The organism is Ruminiclostridium hungatei, from assembly GCF_002051585.1.
Lineage (GTDB): Bacteria > Bacillota > Clostridia > Acetivibrionales > DSM-1351 > Ruminiclostridium > Ruminiclostridium hungatei.
This window is the reverse complement of sequence record NZ_MZGX01000003.1, coordinates 50,537-70,249: the sequence shown is the minus strand read 5'-3', so window position 1 is coordinate 70,249 and position 19,713 is coordinate 50,537. Positions and strand designations below refer to the sequence as shown.

The window sequence follows — 19,713 nt, the reverse complement described above, 5'->3', positions numbered from 1 at the left end:
CATGTCTGATTAGTTTACAGTGGTAAAAACTTTGCAGATTACGGATAATTGGTAAGGGGAAATAGATATGACAATCGAAAAAGTATTAAACATGTATGAGACAATTAATAGAACAGAAGAGCTTGATAGTTTTTTAGAGTTAGCAAAAACAAAAAAGGTTTGTATATTTGCGTTTGGAGCAGCATCAAAATTTATTTACAGTATTTTTAATGAAATGGGTGTTAATATTGACTTTTTTTGTGATAATGACCCTCAAAAAGTGGGTCAGGAATACTTCGGTGTAAAATGCCAGTCTTTTGAATATCTGAAAGAAAATAAAGATGATACAGTTGTGTTTATTTCTACTAGCTTATTTAAGGAAATTGAAACACAATTATCGAAAGAAAATATTCTATATTTTAAAAATTTGGGATATAAACTTATACTTTTAAATGCAATCAAATCATTGGATGTAAAATCCATAAGAGATGAATGCATAAAAGCATATAATTTATTTGAAGATGAATTATCAAAAGAAATATTTTTGGCAAGGTTGTTACATTGGATCACAACAGACGTAGATTTTTCTAAGTATGAAGAACAGAATCAGTACTTTGATACTGATATTATTAAAGTTACAGAAAATGAGGTTTTTCTTGACGGAGGATCATATGATGGAGATACTATAAAAGCTTTTTTTAATTTTGTAAACAACAAATTTAAAAAAGTTATTTCATTTGAAATGAATCAAGATAGCTACAACCTGCAAATTAATAATATAGCTAAATTACCAGAGGATATCGCTGAAAAAGTAGTTGTTTATAATAAAGGTATCAGCGATTCCAACAGAACTATTTATTATTACCCAATGGGAACATCCTCAAAAATAAATAATATACATGGGATAGATATGATAAGATTATCGAGTGATTTAGTTCGAATAGATGATATATGCACTAATGATGCGGTAACTTTTATAAAAATGGATCTGGAAGGTTCTGAATTATCAGCATTGCAGGGTGCAGAACAAACGATAGTTAAAAATAAGCCCAAACTTGCTATCTGCGTATATCATAAAGTAGAAGACCCCTGGGTAATAACCAATTATATAAAGCGGCTTGTGCCGGAGTACAAATTGTATTTAAGGCATTATAGTTCATGTGAGTATGAGACGGTACTATATGCGACTCTATAATATAGATCAGAGTTAAAAATTAAGCACAAGGCGTACTCTATAATTTATAGTATAGGGTAATTGCTCTAGTGAGAATAATAGCTTTATAAAAATTTATATTAGAATAAGGATGGTAGAATTTTGTCCATGAATGTTTCGGAATATATATTTGATTTTCTACAAAAAAAAGGCTGTGAAACTGTATTTATGGTGTCAGGAAGCTCCGCCATGTTTTTGACGGATGCCTTGAAGCGGAATGAGAAATTAAAAGTCATATGTAATCATCATGAACAGGCCGCAGCAATGTCTGCTGACATGTGCGGACGTTTGGGACAAGTACCGGGTGTTTGTTTAGTCACCATTGGACCCGGAGCCACCAATGCCATAACAGGTGTTGCACAGGCTTATTTGGATTCATCACCGGTTTTTATATTATCAGGCCAGGCGTCTTCAAAATTGCTGCAATATGAAATTGATACGGGAATCCGCCAGCATGGCACTCAAAGCTTGAACCTGGAGCCTATAGTATCATCTATAACCAAATATTTTGCAGCCGTTATGAACGAAGCGGATATTGTTGAGCATATGGAGAGGGCATATGAGCTCGCAATGAGCGGCAGAAAAGGCCCGGTTTGGTTGGATGTACCTGTTGATATTCAAAATAGACAAATTCCGGACAGCGCATTTGAAAAAGCCTCAAGTAAAAAGTATGAAACCAGCCAATGCCTGGATATATCTGAAGAACAAGTTCAAACTGTTGTTCAAATGATTTCTTCTTCAAAAAAGCCTCTGATACTGGCTGGGTATGGAGTGAGGAGTGCAAATGCCGTCGAAGCATTGGATGAGTTAAGCAAAACCTTGCAGATACCTGTTGTTACCTCCAGAGGAGGTATTGATGCAATTAATTCTGATAATCCTTATTTTATGGGCAGGCCTGGAGCCTATGGAACAAGGGCTTCTCACTTTATAATTCAGCAATGTGATTTGCTTATTATCCTGGGCAGCAGGCTGTCAGTATCCACAATAGGATACTATCCAAAAGATTTTGGAGGGAATGCCCAAAAGATAATGGTGGATATTGACAGGTTGGAACTGGCAAAGTCAGATGTACCGGTTGATATTAAAATAAATGGAGATATCAGGCTTTTTATTGAGGCTATTCTTTCAAGCTATAAAGAAACCCACCAGAATATCAGTTGGTTAAATCAATGCAAGGAGCTGGTGGATAAATACCCGGTTGTACTTGAGTCATATAGAAAGGAAAAGCCCCTTAATCCTTATTATTTTGTCGAACAGTTATCAGAACACTTATATGATGATTCAGTTATACTTACTGATACAGGAAGTGTGTGCAATATAGTTTCACAGGCAATTAAGCTAAAAGGAACACAGAGATACCTGATATCGGGTGGGTTCTCTTGTATGGGCTTTTGGGCCGGAGCCATAGGTGCGGCAACCACCAATAAGCATACCGTGGTATTAACCGGCGATGGAAGTGCTCAAATGAATATACAGGAACTGGCGACCATAAAATATAATAAATTGCCAATAAAGATGTTTATATTTAAAAATAATGGATATGTTTTGATTAGGCATAATCAGCATAATTATATGAACGATAGGTTTTTAGGGGTAGGCCCGGACAGCGGCTTATGTATGCCGGATTTTTGTTCTGTTGCTGAAGCATACGGCCTCGAGAGCGCCAGAATTAATGAAGGTGACGATATTGAAGCTGCGCTTGGAGAGATAATGAAGAAGGATACACCTGTAATATGTGAAGTAGTCCTCAGTGAGTTTTATGACATAGCACCTCGCATAGCTTCAAGAGTTATGCCGGACGGCTCGTTAAAGGCAGCAGAATTTGATGATATGTATCCGTTTTTGGAGAAATAATATGGAAGAGCTTAGAACTATATTAAATAGAAATTCAACAGAGCATTATTACGATTGCTGTTATAATGATTTAAATATTAATGAGCCTGTAATAATTTACGGAGCAGGTTATTGTGGGGCTATGGTTTGTGAACTGATGCAGGATAATGGCTTGGCGCCCGTATGTTTTTTTGATAAAAACAAGCTAAAACACGGAACTGTTATAATGGGGGTGCCGGTTCAACAACCTGAGGCGTTAGAGAATGCCGGCAAATATCTGGTTGTTGTTTGCATGCTTCAAAAAGGGAGTCTGTATGATGAGATAAAAAACTATATTTTGGGTCTGGGATATTTAAAAGTTATACATATAACTGATCTGAGAAATAATAAAAAATTATTTTCCAGGCAGAAGCTTTTAATTTCACCGGATGTACAATTTATAAAGGATAATGCAGAAAATATAGGGAAAGTTTATGACTCCTTGGCAGATAATGTTTCAAAAGAAACATATCTGAGAATAATGGAGTGCCTGGCGGATAATATCAATACTGCCATACCTGCGTTACCTCTGCAGCAACAGTATTTTGCATATGATACCTATTGTAAGAATGGCAATGAGGTTTTTATAGATTGCGGGGCCTTTAAGGGTGATGTGATGGATATTTTTCTCAAAAATAATGATTTCTGCTTTTCAAATTATTACGCCATTGAGCCGGACCCCGAATATATCAAAGTTTTAGAACAAAAGAAAAATAAATATAACGATGATAGAATAAGTATCGTACATTGTGCCTTGAGTAATTTATCGGATAATGTTGGCATACGAAATTATGGGAATGAAAATTCTGTGATATGTTCTGATGAAGAAGCAGTAGTAGATTGCAATACCCTGGATGGTCTTTTTTCTACTTCTTGTCCTACATTTATTAAAATTGATGTGGAGGGTTTTGAACAGCGCGTTCTAGCCGGGGCGGATTTTACAATAAGGAATTGCAGACCGGTTCTAGCGGTTGCAATATATCATACAGAGAGAGATTTTTGGGAAATCCCAATTTTTATTAAAGAGAGATATCCCTTTTATTCTTTATATCTAAGAAGTTATATGAACATTAATGAAACGATACTTTATGCAGTTCCAGAAAATAGAAGGATACTGTATCAGAAGTAATTGGTTAATACTTTGGAAAAAATACTATTTTTATGGGAGCACAAGATGAAATATATTAACAAGTATGATGTCAATATATCAAAAATAGGATTAGGGACAGGAAGATTCGGAACACGCATAGATGAGGAAAAATCTTTTGAAATGCTTGACCTGTTTATTGCTGGAGGAGGTAATCTACTGGATACTGCCCGGAATTATTATGAGTGGGTAGAAAATGGACGGGGGGTTAGCGAGAAAACCATAGGCAAGTGGATTGCGTCGCGTAAAATCAGAAATAAAGTATATATATCTACAAAAGGTGGAGTTAGGAATCAAGGGAAAAATTTTATTATCAATCTTGAAAAAAGTAACCTGGTGGATGAGTTCAAGGAAAGCCAGGATGCACTCATGAGTAAAACAATAGATTTTTACCTGTTGCACAGGGACGAGCCTCAAAGGCCTGTGGGCGAAATCATGGAAACACTTCAAATTATATGTGAACAGGGAAATGTCAGAGGGCTGGGAGTATGCAACTGGTCGCCCGAAAGAATCGTCTCTGCAAATCTTTACGCAAATAAGCATGGATACAGACCGTTGACACTAATTCAAACATGGTGGTCAATTGCCGCGTACACAGAGACAATGTGGAATGACAGCACTACTACGCATATGGATAAAGACACTTATGATTACATACTGAAAAATAATCTTGTTTGTATGGCATATACATCACAGGCAAAAGGTTTTTTCCAAAAAGCAATAGCTGAGGGGCTGGAGAATCTGGACAACTTTCTTAAGCATAGAATAGCAACAGAAGTAAATGTAAGAAGGCTTAACTATATTAAAGAATATTGTGAAGAGAACAGTTTATCACCAACAGCAGTAGTGAATGGTTATATTACGAGTAATGAAATTGATGGCATAGCATTGGTTAGCTGTTCGTCAATCAATCAACTTAATGATATATTGGAAAACTGTGACAGTGATATTGATAGTGAATTTATCAATTATATTGACAGAATAAATTAACTGTAAAAAATTATTAATCGGGTCACAGACTTAATAAGGGGAAGCATTATGCCTTTTGCGATGACACATTTATATATTGCATATAATATATTAAAAAGTACACCTGAAATAAATAGGCCGTGTGACTTTATGCTGGGAGCAATCGCGCCAGATGCTGTTCATTTTTTGGACAACTATAATAGTGATTTAAAAAAGAAAAGCCATCTCTGCATTGGAGATGAAAAATGGGGTAACATAACAAACAATCAGGAATGGCTATCACATATTCTTACTTTTTTAAAACTTAATAACTTTGGTGAAAAAAAAGATTTTATATATGGTTACTGCTCTCATATAATAACCGATTTGCAAAATAATATCAAAATTTGGACGCCGTTTCTAGCCGAGAATAAAGATGCTCTCGAAAAAGGTATGGGAAGCATTTATCATCAGGAATCGTTCAATATTGAGTATGAACTCTATTTAATGAATCCGCAGCAGCAAAGGGATATTTGGGAATTACTAAAGGGTGCGGCAGGATATGATATTGAAAATATCATTGGGAGCCGTGAAATTGATAAAATGAAGCATCACATACTGAATAGCCGGTTTTCAAGCAGAGAAGCATCAGATGTTTCATTTAACAAATATGTTACAATTTCTGGAACTCAGGGATTTATTTCCGCTGAATCCAAGTATATAAGAGATCTTCTGTATAATCAATTCAATATTTCATGATTTGCCAGTAAGGCTGATATAAGTCTTTCAAATCCATTTCCACAACACCCTGGTTTGTGGAATTCGAGTGTTATTTTGTTCATGCAAAAAAAGAGCCATAAATCCAATTTATGCTAATATGAAAACATTTCAGCAGCTTAATGAATGCCGAGGGAAAGAGAATACAAGAAAGCTACTTCTCAAAGTCCTCCACACACTCCCTGATAAATTCCACAACGGTTTCCATATATTTATCAGGGTCAGCGGTAAAGCTCTGTCCGTACTCCTTTGCACCGGAGTTCCAGTAATGAACCGGCACCGGACTTTTTCTGAAATACATTTCGTATAGCAGTTTGGTATTGTCGGAGGCACTGGGCCTGGGCTGTGCTCCGTCAATCAACAATAGAGGAGTAGGAACTATTGCAGACACTTGCGGAATAATATCCATTTCGTCATTGACCTTTGCAAGCCTTTTAGCAATAAAGTCTATGGGATATTTGAACGGATATGCCGGAAGCCAGTTATCCTCTTCGATTGCAAAGTCAATAAAGTTATCCGCTTTTGCATAAGGGCTGTCAGCTATTACTCCGAGTATACTGTCCCGGTAGGGGGACTTTGAAATTGCAGAAAGACAGGAGGAGGCACCGGTGGAAAAACCCATCAGTATGATATTCTCCGTTTCCTGCTGCTTCAGGTATTTTATGGCAGTTAAGACATCGGTAGTTTCATTTTTCCCGAAAGTGGATATGGAACCTGCCGAGTTGCCCGAACCGCGCAAATCAATTGTAAGTACATTTAACTTTTCATTGTTCAGGCGGGATATCAGCCTGAAGGTATCCTCATCAAACTGCAGCCTGTTCCTTCCGTAGCTGTGAATCATCAGCACAGTAGTCTTAGAACCTAAAGAGGGAAAAAACCAGCCGTTTATTTTTTCCTTGGACTCACTGCAGTAAAAGCTTACATTTCTGTAATCAGGCGCAATATTTGATGAAATTTGTGGTGTTGATAGCTTGGCAGGGTGAGTAATTTTCCAGGCTGCAATAAAGGAAACAGCACCGATAGCCAAACAAATCAAAACTAATATATATATAATTGCAAGAAAAATGTTCTTTGGCAAAACACTTTTTCTTTCTGCAAAAGCAACGGTCTTAAGCTGCATCGGGTAAAATCCTCCGGAAATTACTATTGACTAATGGGTACTCAAGTTTTATTATATTTTTATTTACCGGTAATGTAAATACATTATATCAGGGTGAGACAGGCGAGAGCTCCAGACTCCTTAGATTAAGCGGATATTGCTTTGCCTGGTAATTTGTTCTTATGGAGATTAAAGATGACTGACCTTTGTAATAGCTGTCCGAGAAACTGCAACAAAAACAGAAAAGTTGAAACAGGATATTGTGGCGTTACTGAACAGCCAAAAGTTGCAAGGGCATTTTTGCATATGTGGGAAGAGCCCTGCATAAGTGGTACAAGGGGGTCTGGCACTATTTTCTTTTCAGGCTGCAACTTGAAATGTGTATATTGCCAAAATTTCAGTATCAGCCAGAAGAATTTCGGCAGGGAGATAACCGAAGGAAGGCTTGAGGAAATAGTGGAAGAACTTGTTCATAAAGGAGCACATAATATAAACCTGGTGAATCCGTCCCACTATGTGCATGCGATAGCGCGGGTACTGCGTGCATTAAAGGCTGAAGGCAAGCTGACAGTTCCTGTTGTATATAACTCCAACGGCTATGAGAGCATTGAAGCATTAAAGGCTATAGAAGGCTTGATAGATATATATTTGCCTGACATGAAATATTCAACCTGTGAAACCTCATTGAAATATTCAAAAGCAAAAGACTATCCTCACGTAAGTCAAAAGGCTGTTCTTGAGATGTACCGGCAGGTCGGAAGCCCTGTGCTTGATGACTCTGGAATTATACACAAAGGCCTGGTTATAAGGCACCTGATTCTTCCGGGGCATACGAAGGAGAGTATAAGCGTACTTAATTGGATAAGTGAAAGTCTTCCCAAAAGTGTGTATGTTTCATTAATGAGTCAATACACACCCTTTTATGATGCGGAGAAGTATCCTGAAATCAACAGACCAATTACCAGAAAGGAATATCAAAGAGTAGTGGAACAGCTTTACAAGCTTGGACTTGAAGAAGGCTATGTACAGGAGCGGCAATCTGCAGACACTCAATATATACCGGATTTTAATCTTGAAGGAGTTTAAGGGCATAACGCATATTGGCAATATATAAAAATTTTTGAATTTTTTTAAAATAATTGTTGCATTCTGGAATTTTTTAAATTATAATTTACATTAATAGAAATAATTTACACACAATTCTATGTTTATAGAAAATATGAGTTTCTTAATCTGACTTGGTACAAATCTATTAAATTCTTGAATTTTAATTTCTTTTAAGTTTTCAGTGGTTTACAATATATCTTGATTTCCCAACCTGATTTATTATGTGCTTGTAAATGCACTATTTTATAAATCCGTAAATTCAATTCTTTTTTGAATACAATAGAAATACAAAATATTTCATTGATATTCATCCGGTTTACATTCTTACTATTCATGGAGGAAGAATTATATGCAGGACAATATAATTTTTCAAAAATATAGGTATATAAAATCCCTGGGACATGGAGGTTGCGCCGAAGTGTTTCTTGCCGAAAACATAGCCCTTAAAAATTACTGGGCTATAAAGGAGATAAATAAAAACAGAACCACCTCTATCAGCGGCTATCTGGAACCTGTCATACTCAGGCGCTTGAACCATCCGGCGCTACCCAGAATTGTGGATATCCACGAAGATGAAAATAAAATATACATAATTGAAGATTACATTGATGGAAAAAGTTTATTGCAAGTATTGGAGCATAATGGGCCATGTGAGGAACAAGCGGTTATAGATTGGGCTATGCAGTTGTGCAGTGTCCTTGAATATCTGCATGGACAAAAGCCAGATGCTGTTATTTATGGCGATATGAAGCCGCATAATATAATTCTTACCCAGGAGGGCTGCATTAAGCTTATTGACTTCGGCGTGTCCATGTATTCAACCAATGAAAAGGCCACAGGAAGCAGAGCAATTGGAACTGAAGCTTCCAAAACCGGCTTTATTGGTACAAGGGGCTACGCCGCACCTGAACAATATTTGGGAAAAGGATCGGCAGTAAGTACTGATATTTATTCTCTTGGAATTACATTGATACAATTGCTTACAGGGCTGCATCCTCTTCAATGTGCAGATTTTTACAGCGATACTGAATACAAGGAGTGTATGTCCTCAGAGCTATTTGGGATATTACATAAATGTATTCAACCGAATCCTTCAATGAGATACAGCAGTGTGTCCCGGTTGCGTAAGGACATTGGGAGAATTGCATTGTACAATGTGAGCAGACCCCCGGGGGCAAAAATAGGGATAAATAATCTGACAAGAATATTTGCATTTTCAGGAGTGAGAGGTACAGGTGTTTCTACAATAACGGCGGCGGTTGCGGAGTATCTGGCAACGACAAGCAAGACAACAGTTTGCATTGTGGATTTAAGTTATACAGGTACTTTGGCCAAATGCCTGGCAATTGAAAAAAACATTAAGACATCAAAACCCGTGAAACTTAATGCAAAATTATTTTACATAAACTATAAAAACTTTACCAGTCTAGACCCTGAGAGTGAATCAGACCTAAAAGAGTATCCTATTGATCATACTGATCCTTTAATAATCTATAAGCAATTCTCTCAGCTTCAGGATCAATTCTCATTTATTTTAATTGATGCTGATCTGTCAATCCTCAAGATGATTGAGCACATCGTAAGTCATATTTTCCTGGTATGCGATATGAACCCATATTACATAGCGGGATTAGGGAAACGGATTGAAGTGAAAGAGCTGGCTTCAACCTATTCTTCGGGCACATCATTTATAATCAACAAATTCTACAAAGGAGAATTAAGTTCCTATGATATTCTGCAGTGTACTATTTCAAATAATAGTACTGATGAGTTTCTGAGAAAACTTATTCCTCTTTCAAACCTTTTTGAGGTTCCGTATGATCAATGGATATACCTTAAATGGATGTACAGCGGCTTTGGAGAACCACTTAGATTTGGGGGCAAATTCAGAGACAGGTTTGGTATGGCAGTTGCCCATATTGTTGACAAGACCATTCAACCTCCCAAATCACAGCCCTGGCATGGTCTCAAAAAAATTACAGGAGTGGGGTCCGGGAGATATGAAAAAAAGAATAATAATAAAAACAATGCTGATTTGTATAGGAATATTTCTGATACTTGATACCTTGATTTTGACATACACCTTTAAAAAATACCCCCTTGATCTGGAGGAATACATACCGGCCATTATTGCAGCAAGTGATATCCAGCCGGGGACAGTCATCGAGCCTAAACACATAAGGACCAAACTCATCCAGTATTCTGCTTTTAATCAATCCATGGAGAAAGATGCAAATATGGTTATAGGTAAGAAAGTGTCAAGGGCTATCGGCAGAAATGACTACTTAAGAAAGCCGGACCTGATAGAAAGGGACGATTGGTACAGCAGTGACGCAAGAATAATCACAGTTCCGGTAAATATTGAAGAACGGCTTGCAAATTTGATTAAGAGAGGCTCATACATTGACATTCGTATAAAAAGAGAATCCAGTCAGATGGTTGAGACAGCGCTAAAGAAAGTAAGGGTTGAGGATGTTCTGGACGAAAACGGAAATCCAATTGATGCGAAAGCTGGCGTAAATTCAAGAACGGCCTACTTAAAGCTTATCCTGGGAGAAGCGGAAAGACAAAAAATATATACATCTTTGACAGAAGGAAAATTGATTTATGAGCTGTATTGCGACGAAAATCAGGATTAGCAGGATTAGTGAATATTATGGGGGATGTTATGGGTAAGGTACTGGCAGTTTGGTCTCACACCAGGAGAGCAGGAAAATCAATTATTGCTTATATGCTGGCAAGGAATATGGCAGGTAACGGAAAGCTAAGGGTTTTGGTCTGCTGTCTTAATTATAAATGCAGTTCACTATACCGGATGCTTGATGTTGAAGCTTCTGCAACAGGTTTGGAGGAACTTGTAAATTGTGGGATTTCAGCAAATATTACGGATGAGTTTTTTCCTGAAATTATACCATTTTCAGAGGACCTGTTTTTCCTTGGCAGCTATAAGATGACAAACAGTTATGCTTCAAAAAACATTTTACAATATGCTGACTTATTTGGAAGATTAAAAGATTCATTTGACTTGATTCTTGTTGATGCAGCCTCTGAAAACGAAAATGTGCTTTCCAGGCTTATACTTGGAACCGCCGACATAGTCATAAGGCTTTACTGCCAGGATATTGAAAATATTATGGCTTTACAGCGGGGCAGGGGAAATTTGTCACCAGCTTATCAGCAAACGGTCAATTTAATATCTCAATACCGCAACATTTACCCAAAAGCTATAGATTTGAGGCGAAGATTGGGACTGGACAAACTCTTTACCATTGAGTACTGTGCAATACTTCAGGAAATGATCAACCGGGGAAGCTTATACAAATATACACAGATGGAGACAGGGTTTAACAAATCAATTGAGAAGATTTCCAGGCATCTTAGGAACGCTCTTGAAATAGAAACTTGTGAGAAAGATACTCATAATAGTTTCATTGGGAGGATTAAAAGGTTTTCCAGGTTACTGAAGTAGGTTCTGGTTGGCAGGAGAATACTGGCTGAGCTATAAAAGTCGTTGTTATGTATACCATTAAAAGGAAGGAGACAAATATGATATTATTACAAAAAATATGCCTGGGTGAACTTATGAATTATATTGAAGAGGAGCTAAGAATAAATGAGCTTCCAAATATAAAAGAGATACACCGGGGAAGGTCCGGATATCTGGAGGAAATCCGACAGGCGCAAAAGCAGCTTGCAATTGATGGCAGTACTCAGGCCAGAGAATTCATAATAAATAGCATATATTTTATGCTTATAGAGAAGACCGACATGGTCAGCCAGGATAATATTGATCAACTCCTGGGGGAGTATCATATAAACTATTATGACAACATATATACAGGTGAGACTGAACAAAAGGCGTGCAAACCAGTAGATATGGAAATAGGCACATATTTGGGCAAATACTCCATAAGCCGGGAGGATGAGTTTGATATCAAGCTTCAAAAGCTGGCTCAGATTATATATCAGGAGATATATGGCTATGGAATATTGGACGAACTTATCTTTGATCCAAAATTGAATGAAGTTGCCTGCACCAGAAGTGATTATATATGGATTCAATATAATGGGATTAAAAGGCATATTCCAAACAGAAAATTTATATTTAAAAGTGAGGAAAGCTACAGGAAGATAATTGAGAACAGGCTTACATCAACCGCAAAGGAAGAAATAAATGCAGGGTATCCTCTGGTAAATGCCATGCTGAAGAACGGGGCCAGAGTGACTGCTCTCAGGCCGCCACTTTCAAAATACTACGTAGTAAATATAAGGTTGTTTGCTTCCAAGGCACAGTTGCTAAAATACCGGAGCAAATTTGTTGAAGACAGGATTGCCAGGATTATTGAACTCCTTGCAGGAAAAGGAAGGCGAAATGTTGCTATTATCGGGGAGCAAGGTTCAGGAAAAACCACAGCAGCGGATGAACTTTTGATAAAACAACTGGATTCTGATATAAGTATAGGCCTTGCGGAAAATATACATGAACTTAATATTTCAACAAACTATCCTGAAAAGAATATTGTTGAGCTGCAGTATACAAGGGATTTTGAGCCTTCCGATATCACTGAAATTTTTTTCAGACTCAACAGAGATATAGTTATATACGGAGAGGTAAGAAACTCCTATGAGGCCTTTGAGATGATAAAGGCTATGTTGAGACAAGCCAGAGGGAGTCTGTTTACATTCCATTCCTCAAGTACAAGACGAATGATTCATGATTTGAGACAGCTATTGATGCAGACCGGTTTTTATACTGATTATAGGGAAGCTCAATTTGATGTTGCAGATGCTGTTGATATCGTAGTACATATAAAACTTGACAGAGAGACCGGACAAAGGTATGTGTATAAAGTTGCTGAGGTTATAGCCAATGAGGAAGGAATGTCCTTTCAAATAAACGATCTTTTTATATTTGATAAAGAAAAGGGAATTTATCTTGCAAATAAGAACGGATTGTCCAGGGAACAGATAATGTCATGCATGGAGTATGAATTTTCAAATTCAGATTTGAAGAAATTAGAGGAATTGTTCCTCCTGCCGAATGTTCAGGAGGAACAATGAAGAATCCCGTTGCAGATATATTGAATAAGCTGGAATTTCCTGATGGAAACAGGGGGGTTATCATTTTGATAATGCTGGGGACAATTTTCATTTTGACAGGAATATATATTTCCGGTTACAAGCTGAAGCCGAAAACAGAGCATAAGTTTGTTCTAAAAACGATAGATAAGCTTATAGGCTTTGTTGAAGCTTTTATAACCAGAACACCCTTGTCCATACTGTCTAAGAAACTTGAATGCTCCATAGAATATTTTATGCTGCAGGACTTATTACAGCGAAGAATTGTTGTGATATTTACATTTGCTTTGCCTGCAGCAGGTACATTTATATTTATTTCTTTAAATCAGGTCTTAAATCTCTGGTATACAAAGCTGACTGCATTGCTGCTATGCCTTATGGTGCCCTATTATGTTTTTACCCTGGTTGTAGATTATATGAAATACTATCTCAGGATGAAAATACCAGTACTTATTGACCGCTTCCGCAGTTCATTTATAACCTGTAATAGAATAAAGCCAGCGTTAATGGAATGCAGCAGGAGCATTGACAGGACCCTGGGAAGAATTATTTCCAGGGCATCAGATTGCGGGGATTTAAATGATAGCCTGTTGAGATCGAAGGAGAGCATAAATGATATATGGTTTAATATTTTTGTATTGATGCTGGTTAATTACCGTGAAAATGGGGGTGAACTTATTGCACAGTTATACAAGTTGAATCGTACAATTACGAGATATAACAATATTGAAAAAAAGAAAAACAAAAGGCTCATATGGTATGAGATTTTTACTGTAGCAGTGAGTATTCTGAGTATTCCGGCCATTTTATTACTCAATAGAATGATTCTTGGCATAAATACAGGAATATATTATGATGCAACAGAATCCTTTGCGAGAATAACCATATTTTCCATATGTGCCTTGGCAGTGGTCAGAATATTAAGACGAATATAAGGGGAAGGAAGAGCAAATGTTCAGGATTCAAGCAATAACCTGCCTTACTGGATGCATACTGGCCGTATCGGGCTTACTTTATAAGTCTGTAAAGACATCCATAGATGTTAAGAATGTTGCAAGTGAGGGCAGCAGAGGTATTTTATTTTACATTGACCGGATTTTGAGTCGTAAGTTTATTTCAATTGTCATGAATCATATTGTTAAAGATAAAAGATTTTTTATAAACAGGTATTTGAGTAAGATTCTTGAACTTAGTGAAGCCGGTATAAACATAAAGCAGTTCTATTTTATCAAATTATCAGTTTTTATAGTCTCTGCTGCTTTGTTTGCTGCAGTAATGTCCAGCAATATAAATTATCATACCAGAAGGATAATTGAAACCTCGGAAATTGAAACTGTGTCGGCAGCGATTGGTACAAGTTCATTAAACAAGCCGGATTATAAATTGTATAAGCATATATACGATAAGCTGGATTCAAAAAGCCTATGGAGAAAGAGTTATCAGGAACAGCATTATATAGTTGAGGAGGTGGTTGCAAAAATTTTCAATACTTCAGACAGCAGGGATATTGATGAAAAAACAAAGTGGTTTCTGGACATATTTACAAAGACTCAATCTATTGACAACAAACATATGGATTATGCCTTGGGAATGCTTATCTCTTTTTGCCTCCCTGACTTGTTTTTATTGGTAAAGTGGCTTATTATAGGGTCAATTTGTAAAAGAGAAGTAATCAAATTGGAATATGTATTTGAGTTGTTGTCAAAAGTGGATGGAATGAAGACCATAGATATTGTAAGACAACTTGAGAAATCTTCAAAAATATATTCCAAATATTTTCAGGAGTTCCTTCAGATATTTAGTTTTGACAAAAGAAAAGCTTTCGCGCTTTTAAAGGATAAAAATATTAAAAGCCTTGCTAATCTATCCGGCATATTGGAAATCTACAGTATGACTGATAAGGAAATTGCCGTGCAGATACTGGAAAGGGAAATTATAGAGAGGGATGAAGCTGTATTGCTGACCGCAGACGAAACTGTAGACCTAATTGATATTATTGCCTTTTTAAGTATAGTACCTATAGTGTATGAATTGGCAAGATTAATGCTAAATCCTATGCTGGATATGGTGTACAGGGCTTTCGAGGTAGTGTGAGAACCACCTTTAGTCAGGCATGGGGCTGCGATGCATTTTTTTTGACAGGCATAAATACCTGCTATTGACTTACCGGGTAACCAAATATTTATAACAGGAGATTAGGATTATGAAGAAAATCATTTTATCATTGGCTATGTTTGCCATATCAATGGCTTTGCTGATTACAGTTATTATTCCTTTGGCAGAGCATGGAAAGGAAAATGGGCAAAAGGTGGAAACCCAGATGGATACAATTGATACCAAAATTAATTCACTAAGCACTGCCATAGCTAGATAGAGGGGTAGAAATGAAAAATATAATCATATCAATTATTATGTTTGCCATATGCGTCTCACTGGTAATGGGAACAGTTCTTCCGGTATCTGATTTGATAGCAGATGCCGGCGAAAAGGTTTACAAAACGGTAAAAGAGTTAAATGACAATATCAAATAGTGAAATGGAGTAAAAATATGAGCAAAATATATACCTTTCTGATTATTTTGCCTATGATGGCAGCCCTGTTTTTTAAAACAGCAGCGTTTTATGAATTTGATACCAAGCAAAGGTATATAAAAAATACTGTTGATACTTATACACATAAGGTGATGATAACAGGTGTCATGACAGAAAAAGATAAGGGAGATTTGCTGGAAAAGTTAAATAGGTTGGGGACATTCAATGAAAATCACGTGATTCTTGAAACTGGTCCAGTGGATAGTTATGGAGCAATATCTGAGCTATATCCGTACATTCCGGGTGACTTACTTGACAGAGGAGAGGTTTTCAGTATAATTGTTAAATCAGACGAAGAAAGTTTGCTATCTGAAATGGAGGACAAGAATGCTGATGGAAGCCATAAACTTTTTTACAAGGCAAAAGCTGTCTGCAGAATCGAGAAGAAACAGAGTGTGCAATAAACGTATAAGCATGCTATATGAATGTTTTTTCACCGATGAGAAAGGAGGAGGTCTTGGCACTATATTTATCGGGCTTTCATTTTTGATTATTATTATTTTTAGTATGCTGAATGTAGTTGATTACTCAGTATATACAAATAAGCGCAATCAAATATCTAAAGCCATGGACTATGCTGTAACTGCTGCTTCACAGCAAATTCAACCGGCAAACGAAAATATTGGCATTTCAAATGGGTTTTCAGAAGATTCGGGGCATATAACAACTGAACAGCTTGAGATAGATATGGATATGGCAAATCGTGTATTCGTGGAGATATTTCTTGAAAATGTCAGTGTTCCCGGCGAGGATATACAAGGTAAACTGTTACTGTGTACAACTGTAGCGGCAGGTGACAAAATAAGATATACCATGAAGGTAAAGGGCGGGCAATACGTCTACGGGCAGGTGGAAACCCCGGCAGATATACAATATGCCATAAATGCCGCTTTGTTAAATTATTGGACTGAAGAGAATAAGGATGAGGTTTATATTAATGGAAATTCAAAAACCAATATGATAGAAAAGGGCACATATCTTTTCGCCATATTAAAGAATATTGAAATATCGGGAATTTTCGCTAGTAGAGCTATAAGTCTATCCGGCTTTGCAGGAGCAAAAGTGGATAGGATTGCAAGTAATCAATGTTCAATTCCAGTTTATACGTAAAAAGGGCCTCTTCTACTGGATAACAGCTTGTCAGAACTGGTTAAGTATTTTATATAATGTCTGATGCAGGAAGATTACCTCCTCCTGAGATAAGGAAATACATTTTCCTATCTGCTCAGGCACTGCAGCCGCTTTATCTTTTAAAACCCGGCCTTCTTCCGTTAGTTTTATATATACGTTCCTTTCATCATCAGCACTTCTTACACGTTTAATCAACTTTTGAGTTTCCATTTTTTTTAAAAGTGGGGTCAAAGTCCCTGAATCCAAATAGAGTTTTTCTCCTAATGCTTTTACAGTCAGGTTATCCTCCTCCCATAAGGCCAATAGTGTTATATACTGAGTATAAGTCAATCCCAAAGGATCCAGAAAAGGCTTGTATTTTCTTATGATTTCCTTTGAACAGGCATACAACGGAAAACATAACTGGTTTTCCAATTTTAACAAGTTGTAATTCATATAACCTCCAATACACCAATTGTAACAAAGCGGGAAGGGATGCAACATTTATATTGCCACAATCTCCAACCTATATACTGACACAAATACTTATACTGCCTGCTCATACGCCTTCCGTACAGCCATTGCAAGTTGATCTGTACAGGAACTGGATTTATAACCGCATTGGATACCTTTGAAATATTCTTCAATTTTTTCAACAGACATTCCTTCAACTACCCTGCTTATAGCTTTAAGATTACCATCACATCCCCCGGAAAAGGCTACATTTTTTACAAGGTCTCCATCGAGATCAAAGGTTATCTGGATAGGGCATATTCCGTCAGGATAATATTTATATGACATTTTAAAGTCCTCCTGAAGCTGCTGATTTTAAATAAAAATATATATTTTCGTGCAGGTATGTAGCCGGTGTTTGACTTATCACACACCAACCGGATATTTAGCAAGGTGTCTCTTGAGGTTCTATGTTTCTTGATTCCACAAAGATACTACATAGTAAAGCGAATGCATCTTAACCTTAGTGTACTCCTGCCCGATGTTATTCTTTAAGTTTAGCAGACTTTGAGCAAGTATACAATGGCTCAAAATTTGATGGGGAACCGACAGTCAAGTCCAATATAAATAATTAGCGGATTGCTTCTCAGCAAGGATTACTCATACGATGCTAGGCAAATGTTTTGAAAATTAATAAGATTTCGGGCTATTTACCATATAAATTTTATTATGATATAATAAGTGAAAGGAGTGAATTTTAAATGGCAGACGATACATTTGAATTATTGACCAGAATGTATGCTGATTTTACATCACAATTCAGGGAACTCCACGGCAGTGTGGCTTCGTTGGATGGCAGAATGACTTCGTTGGAGGGTAAAATGACTTCTATGGAAGGCAGAATGACTTCGTTGGAGGGTAAAATGACTTCTATGGAAGGCAGAATGACTTCGGTGGAAAGCAAAATAACAAATATTGAAGGTGATGTGGCTTCTTTAAGAAATGAGGTAGGGAAGTTGGCTTTGAAGGTGGAAAATGATGTATGCAGGAAAATTGACCTGCTTTTTGAGACGCGAAGCGAAGTAAATTATCGTCTTGATTCAATAGAAAATAAGATAGATATGCTTACAACGAAGGTAGACAGGCATGATATAGAAATAAAGGTGATTAAAGCAGCAAAATAATTGTGGGACAGGGTGACCTGCCATTTGACACGATAATTCAATAAATATCTGATTTACATTCTATTTCATAAATTAATAAATCCCGATAAGTAGCCGTCTTATCGGGATTTATAATGACTATAATAAACTTATGGAAACACAGTTTGCTTTATCGTAAGAAACGCAAACAACAACCAAATATAATATTTCCTGGAGCATTAAATGAAAAGATATAAAAAGGCTTATGTTGAAATCACTAATATATGCAATCTGAAGTGTGATTTCTGCCCTGAGACAAAAAGGCATTTGAAGTATATGACAATAGACGAGTTTTCACATATTGCCAGAGAATTAAAGCCATTTACGGATTACATTTATTTTCATATTATGGGTGAACCGTTACTTAATCCTCAAATAGGGAGTTTTATCTCTATTTGTGACGAAAATAAGCTAAAGGTAAACATAACTACTAATGGTACTCTGATGGGGAAACATAAGTCAATATTGCTGAACTCACCCGGTCTTAGAAAAGTCAGCATTTCTCTGCACAGCTATGAGGCAAACCGCGAAAGAATAAGCCTGGAAGAATACTTGAGTGAAACTGTGACCTTTGCCAGGGAAGCCAGCGCAAAAGGAATAATTTGCGAATTCAGACTCTGGAATGCCGGTATTCGCAGGGAAAGAGAAGCTATAAGGTCCGGAAGCGGCTTAAATGATACAATAATAAATTATTTACAAAATGCTTTTAAACAAGCGGTACCGCAAGAAACGCCGACCTGCCTGACAGAAACTGTGCTGCGCCAAAATATAAAACTTGCTGATAAGGTCTTTCTACATTTGGCGCAGAGGTTTGAATGGCCTGATATAGACAGCAAAGATCGAACGGAAGGGATATTTTGTTATGGACTGAGGGATCAGTTCGGCATACTTGTTGACGGCACGGTGGTACCATGCTGCCTGGACAGTGATGGAAACATATCTCTGGGGAATATATTTGAGCAACCATTGGGGGAGATACTCTGCTCTGACAGAGCGCGCCGCATATACGAGGGATTTACAGCCCGCATCGGGGTTGAAGAACTGTGTAGAAGGTGTGGGTATGCAGGAAGACATAAAAGATAACACAAATGTTAAAAAATGTGGGATATTGTTATGTAATGGGGTTATAAATGTTA

At 37.0% G+C, this 19,713-nt stretch carries 21 protein-coding genes; 18 read left to right on the top strand and 3 right to left on the bottom strand.

Translation table 11 applies throughout. The features are described 5' to 3' along the window. Positions 1–67 precede the first annotated feature (67 nt). From CLHUN_RS02855 to CLHUN_RS02835, 5 genes are all read left to right on the top strand, one after another. Positions 68–1,174: an FkbM family methyltransferase gene (locus CLHUN_RS02855; protein ID WP_080063057.1), complete on the top strand. Its 1,107-nt coding sequence runs from the start codon at positions 68–70 to the stop codon at positions 1,172–1,174. 126 nt (positions 1,175–1,300) lie between these two features. Beyond that, complete coding sequence (locus CLHUN_RS02850; RefSeq protein ID WP_080063206.1) at positions 1,301–3,046, top strand: thiamine pyrophosphate-binding protein; 1,746 nt, start codon at positions 1,301–1,303, stop codon at positions 3,044–3,046. A 1-nt stretch (position 3,047) separates the two neighbouring features. After that, positions 3,048–4,193: an FkbM family methyltransferase gene (locus tag CLHUN_RS02845; protein ID WP_242656423.1), complete on the top strand. Its 1,146-nt coding sequence runs from the start codon at positions 3,048–3,050 to the stop codon at positions 4,191–4,193. A 45-nt stretch (positions 4,194–4,238) separates the two neighbouring features. After that, complete coding sequence (locus tag CLHUN_RS02840; protein WP_080063056.1) at positions 4,239–5,201, top strand: aldo/keto reductase; 963 nt, start codon at positions 4,239–4,241, stop codon at positions 5,199–5,201. Positions 5,202–5,249: 48 nt separating this feature from the next. Continuing rightward, positions 5,250–5,918, top strand: a complete 669-nt coding sequence (locus CLHUN_RS02835; protein ID WP_080063055.1) for a zinc dependent phospholipase C family protein — start codon at positions 5,250–5,252, stop codon at positions 5,916–5,918. Between the two features lie 172 nt (positions 5,919–6,090). Here the strand turns inward: CLHUN_RS02835 and CLHUN_RS02830 are convergent, their stop codons facing one another. Continuing rightward, on the bottom strand, positions 6,091–7,056 hold the full coding sequence (locus tag CLHUN_RS02830; RefSeq protein WP_080063054.1) for an alpha/beta hydrolase: 966 nt from the start codon (positions 7,054–7,056) through the stop codon (positions 6,091–6,093). A 174-nt stretch (positions 7,057–7,230) separates the two neighbouring features. On the opposite strand from CLHUN_RS02830, the gene CLHUN_RS02825 reads away from it, so the two are divergent. The 11 genes from CLHUN_RS02825 (at position 7,231) to CLHUN_RS02785 (ending at position 16,922) form a co-directional block, all read left to right on the top strand. Then, positions 7,231–8,121, top strand: coding sequence for a radical SAM protein (locus CLHUN_RS02825; RefSeq protein ID WP_080063053.1), 891 nt, complete (start codon positions 7,231–7,233; stop codon positions 8,119–8,121). A 370-nt stretch (positions 8,122–8,491) separates the two neighbouring features. Continuing rightward, entirely contained in the window at positions 8,492–10,204 is a 1,713-nt protein-coding gene (locus CLHUN_RS02820; protein ID WP_080063052.1) for a serine/threonine-protein kinase, read from the top strand. After that, positions 10,143–10,781: an SAF domain-containing protein gene (locus CLHUN_RS02815; protein ID WP_080063051.1), complete on the top strand. Its 639-nt coding sequence runs from the start codon at positions 10,143–10,145 to the stop codon at positions 10,779–10,781. The genes CLHUN_RS02820 and CLHUN_RS02815 overlap by 62 nt, the downstream gene beginning before the upstream one ends. A 29-nt stretch (positions 10,782–10,810) precedes the next feature. Beyond that, positions 10,811–11,611, top strand: coding sequence for a P-loop NTPase family protein (locus CLHUN_RS02810; protein WP_080063050.1), 801 nt, complete (start codon positions 10,811–10,813; stop codon positions 11,609–11,611). A 77-nt stretch (positions 11,612–11,688) separates the two neighbouring features. Continuing rightward, on the top strand, positions 11,689–13,203 hold the full coding sequence (locus tag CLHUN_RS02805; protein WP_080063204.1) for an ATPase, T2SS/T4P/T4SS family: 1,515 nt from the start codon (positions 11,689–11,691) through the stop codon (positions 13,201–13,203). After that, on the top strand, positions 13,200–14,156 hold the full coding sequence (locus CLHUN_RS02800) for a type II secretion system protein F (protein WP_242656422.1): 957 nt from the start codon (positions 13,200–13,202) through the stop codon (positions 14,154–14,156). Before CLHUN_RS02805 ends, CLHUN_RS02800 begins: the two co-directional genes overlap by 4 nt. Before the next feature lie 16 nt (positions 14,157–14,172). Next, positions 14,173–15,315: a hypothetical protein gene (locus tag CLHUN_RS02795; RefSeq protein ID WP_080063049.1), complete on the top strand. Its 1,143-nt coding sequence runs from the start codon at positions 14,173–14,175 to the stop codon at positions 15,313–15,315. Positions 15,316–15,424: 109 nt separating this feature from the next. Then, positions 15,425–15,595, top strand: a complete 171-nt coding sequence (locus tag CLHUN_RS22015) for a hypothetical protein (RefSeq protein ID WP_165755641.1) — start codon at positions 15,425–15,427, stop codon at positions 15,593–15,595. 10 nt (positions 15,596–15,605) lie between these two features. Further along, positions 15,606–15,752 (top strand): hypothetical protein, encoded by a 147-nt coding sequence (locus CLHUN_RS22010; RefSeq protein ID WP_165755640.1) that lies wholly within the window; start codon positions 15,606–15,608, stop codon positions 15,750–15,752. 17 nt (positions 15,753–15,769) lie between these two features. Next, complete coding sequence (locus CLHUN_RS02790; protein ID WP_080063048.1) at positions 15,770–16,216, top strand: hypothetical protein; 447 nt, start codon at positions 15,770–15,772, stop codon at positions 16,214–16,216. After that, positions 16,140–16,922 carry a hypothetical protein gene (locus tag CLHUN_RS02785; protein WP_080063047.1) on the top strand — a complete coding sequence of 261 codons (783 nt, stop codon included), beginning with the start codon at positions 16,140–16,142 and terminating at the stop codon, positions 16,920–16,922. Before CLHUN_RS02790 ends, CLHUN_RS02785 begins: the two co-directional genes overlap by 77 nt. A gap of 30 nt (positions 16,923–16,952) precedes the next feature. Here the strand turns inward: CLHUN_RS02785 and CLHUN_RS02780 are convergent, their stop codons facing one another. Both CLHUN_RS02780 and CLHUN_RS02775 read right to left on the bottom strand, forming a co-directional pair. Further along, positions 16,953–17,378 carry a MarR family winged helix-turn-helix transcriptional regulator gene (locus CLHUN_RS02780; protein ID WP_080063046.1) on the bottom strand — a complete coding sequence of 142 codons (426 nt, stop codon included), beginning with the start codon at positions 17,376–17,378 and terminating at the stop codon, positions 16,953–16,955. A gap of 90 nt (positions 17,379–17,468) precedes the next feature. Next, positions 17,469–17,723, bottom strand: coding sequence for a TIGR03905 family TSCPD domain-containing protein (locus CLHUN_RS02775; protein WP_080063045.1), 255 nt, complete (start codon positions 17,721–17,723; stop codon positions 17,469–17,471). 413 nt (positions 17,724–18,136) lie between these two features. Between CLHUN_RS02775 and CLHUN_RS02770 the strand changes: the two genes are divergently transcribed. Beyond that, positions 18,137–18,559 (top strand): hypothetical protein, encoded by a 423-nt coding sequence (locus CLHUN_RS02770; protein ID WP_080063044.1) that lies wholly within the window; start codon positions 18,137–18,139, stop codon positions 18,557–18,559. A 201-nt stretch (positions 18,560–18,760) separates the two neighbouring features. Further along, positions 18,761–19,660 carry a radical SAM/SPASM domain-containing protein gene (locus CLHUN_RS02765; protein ID WP_080063043.1) on the top strand — a complete coding sequence of 300 codons (900 nt, stop codon included), beginning with the start codon at positions 18,761–18,763 and terminating at the stop codon, positions 19,658–19,660. The last annotated feature ends 53 nt before the right edge of the window (positions 19,661–19,713 follow it).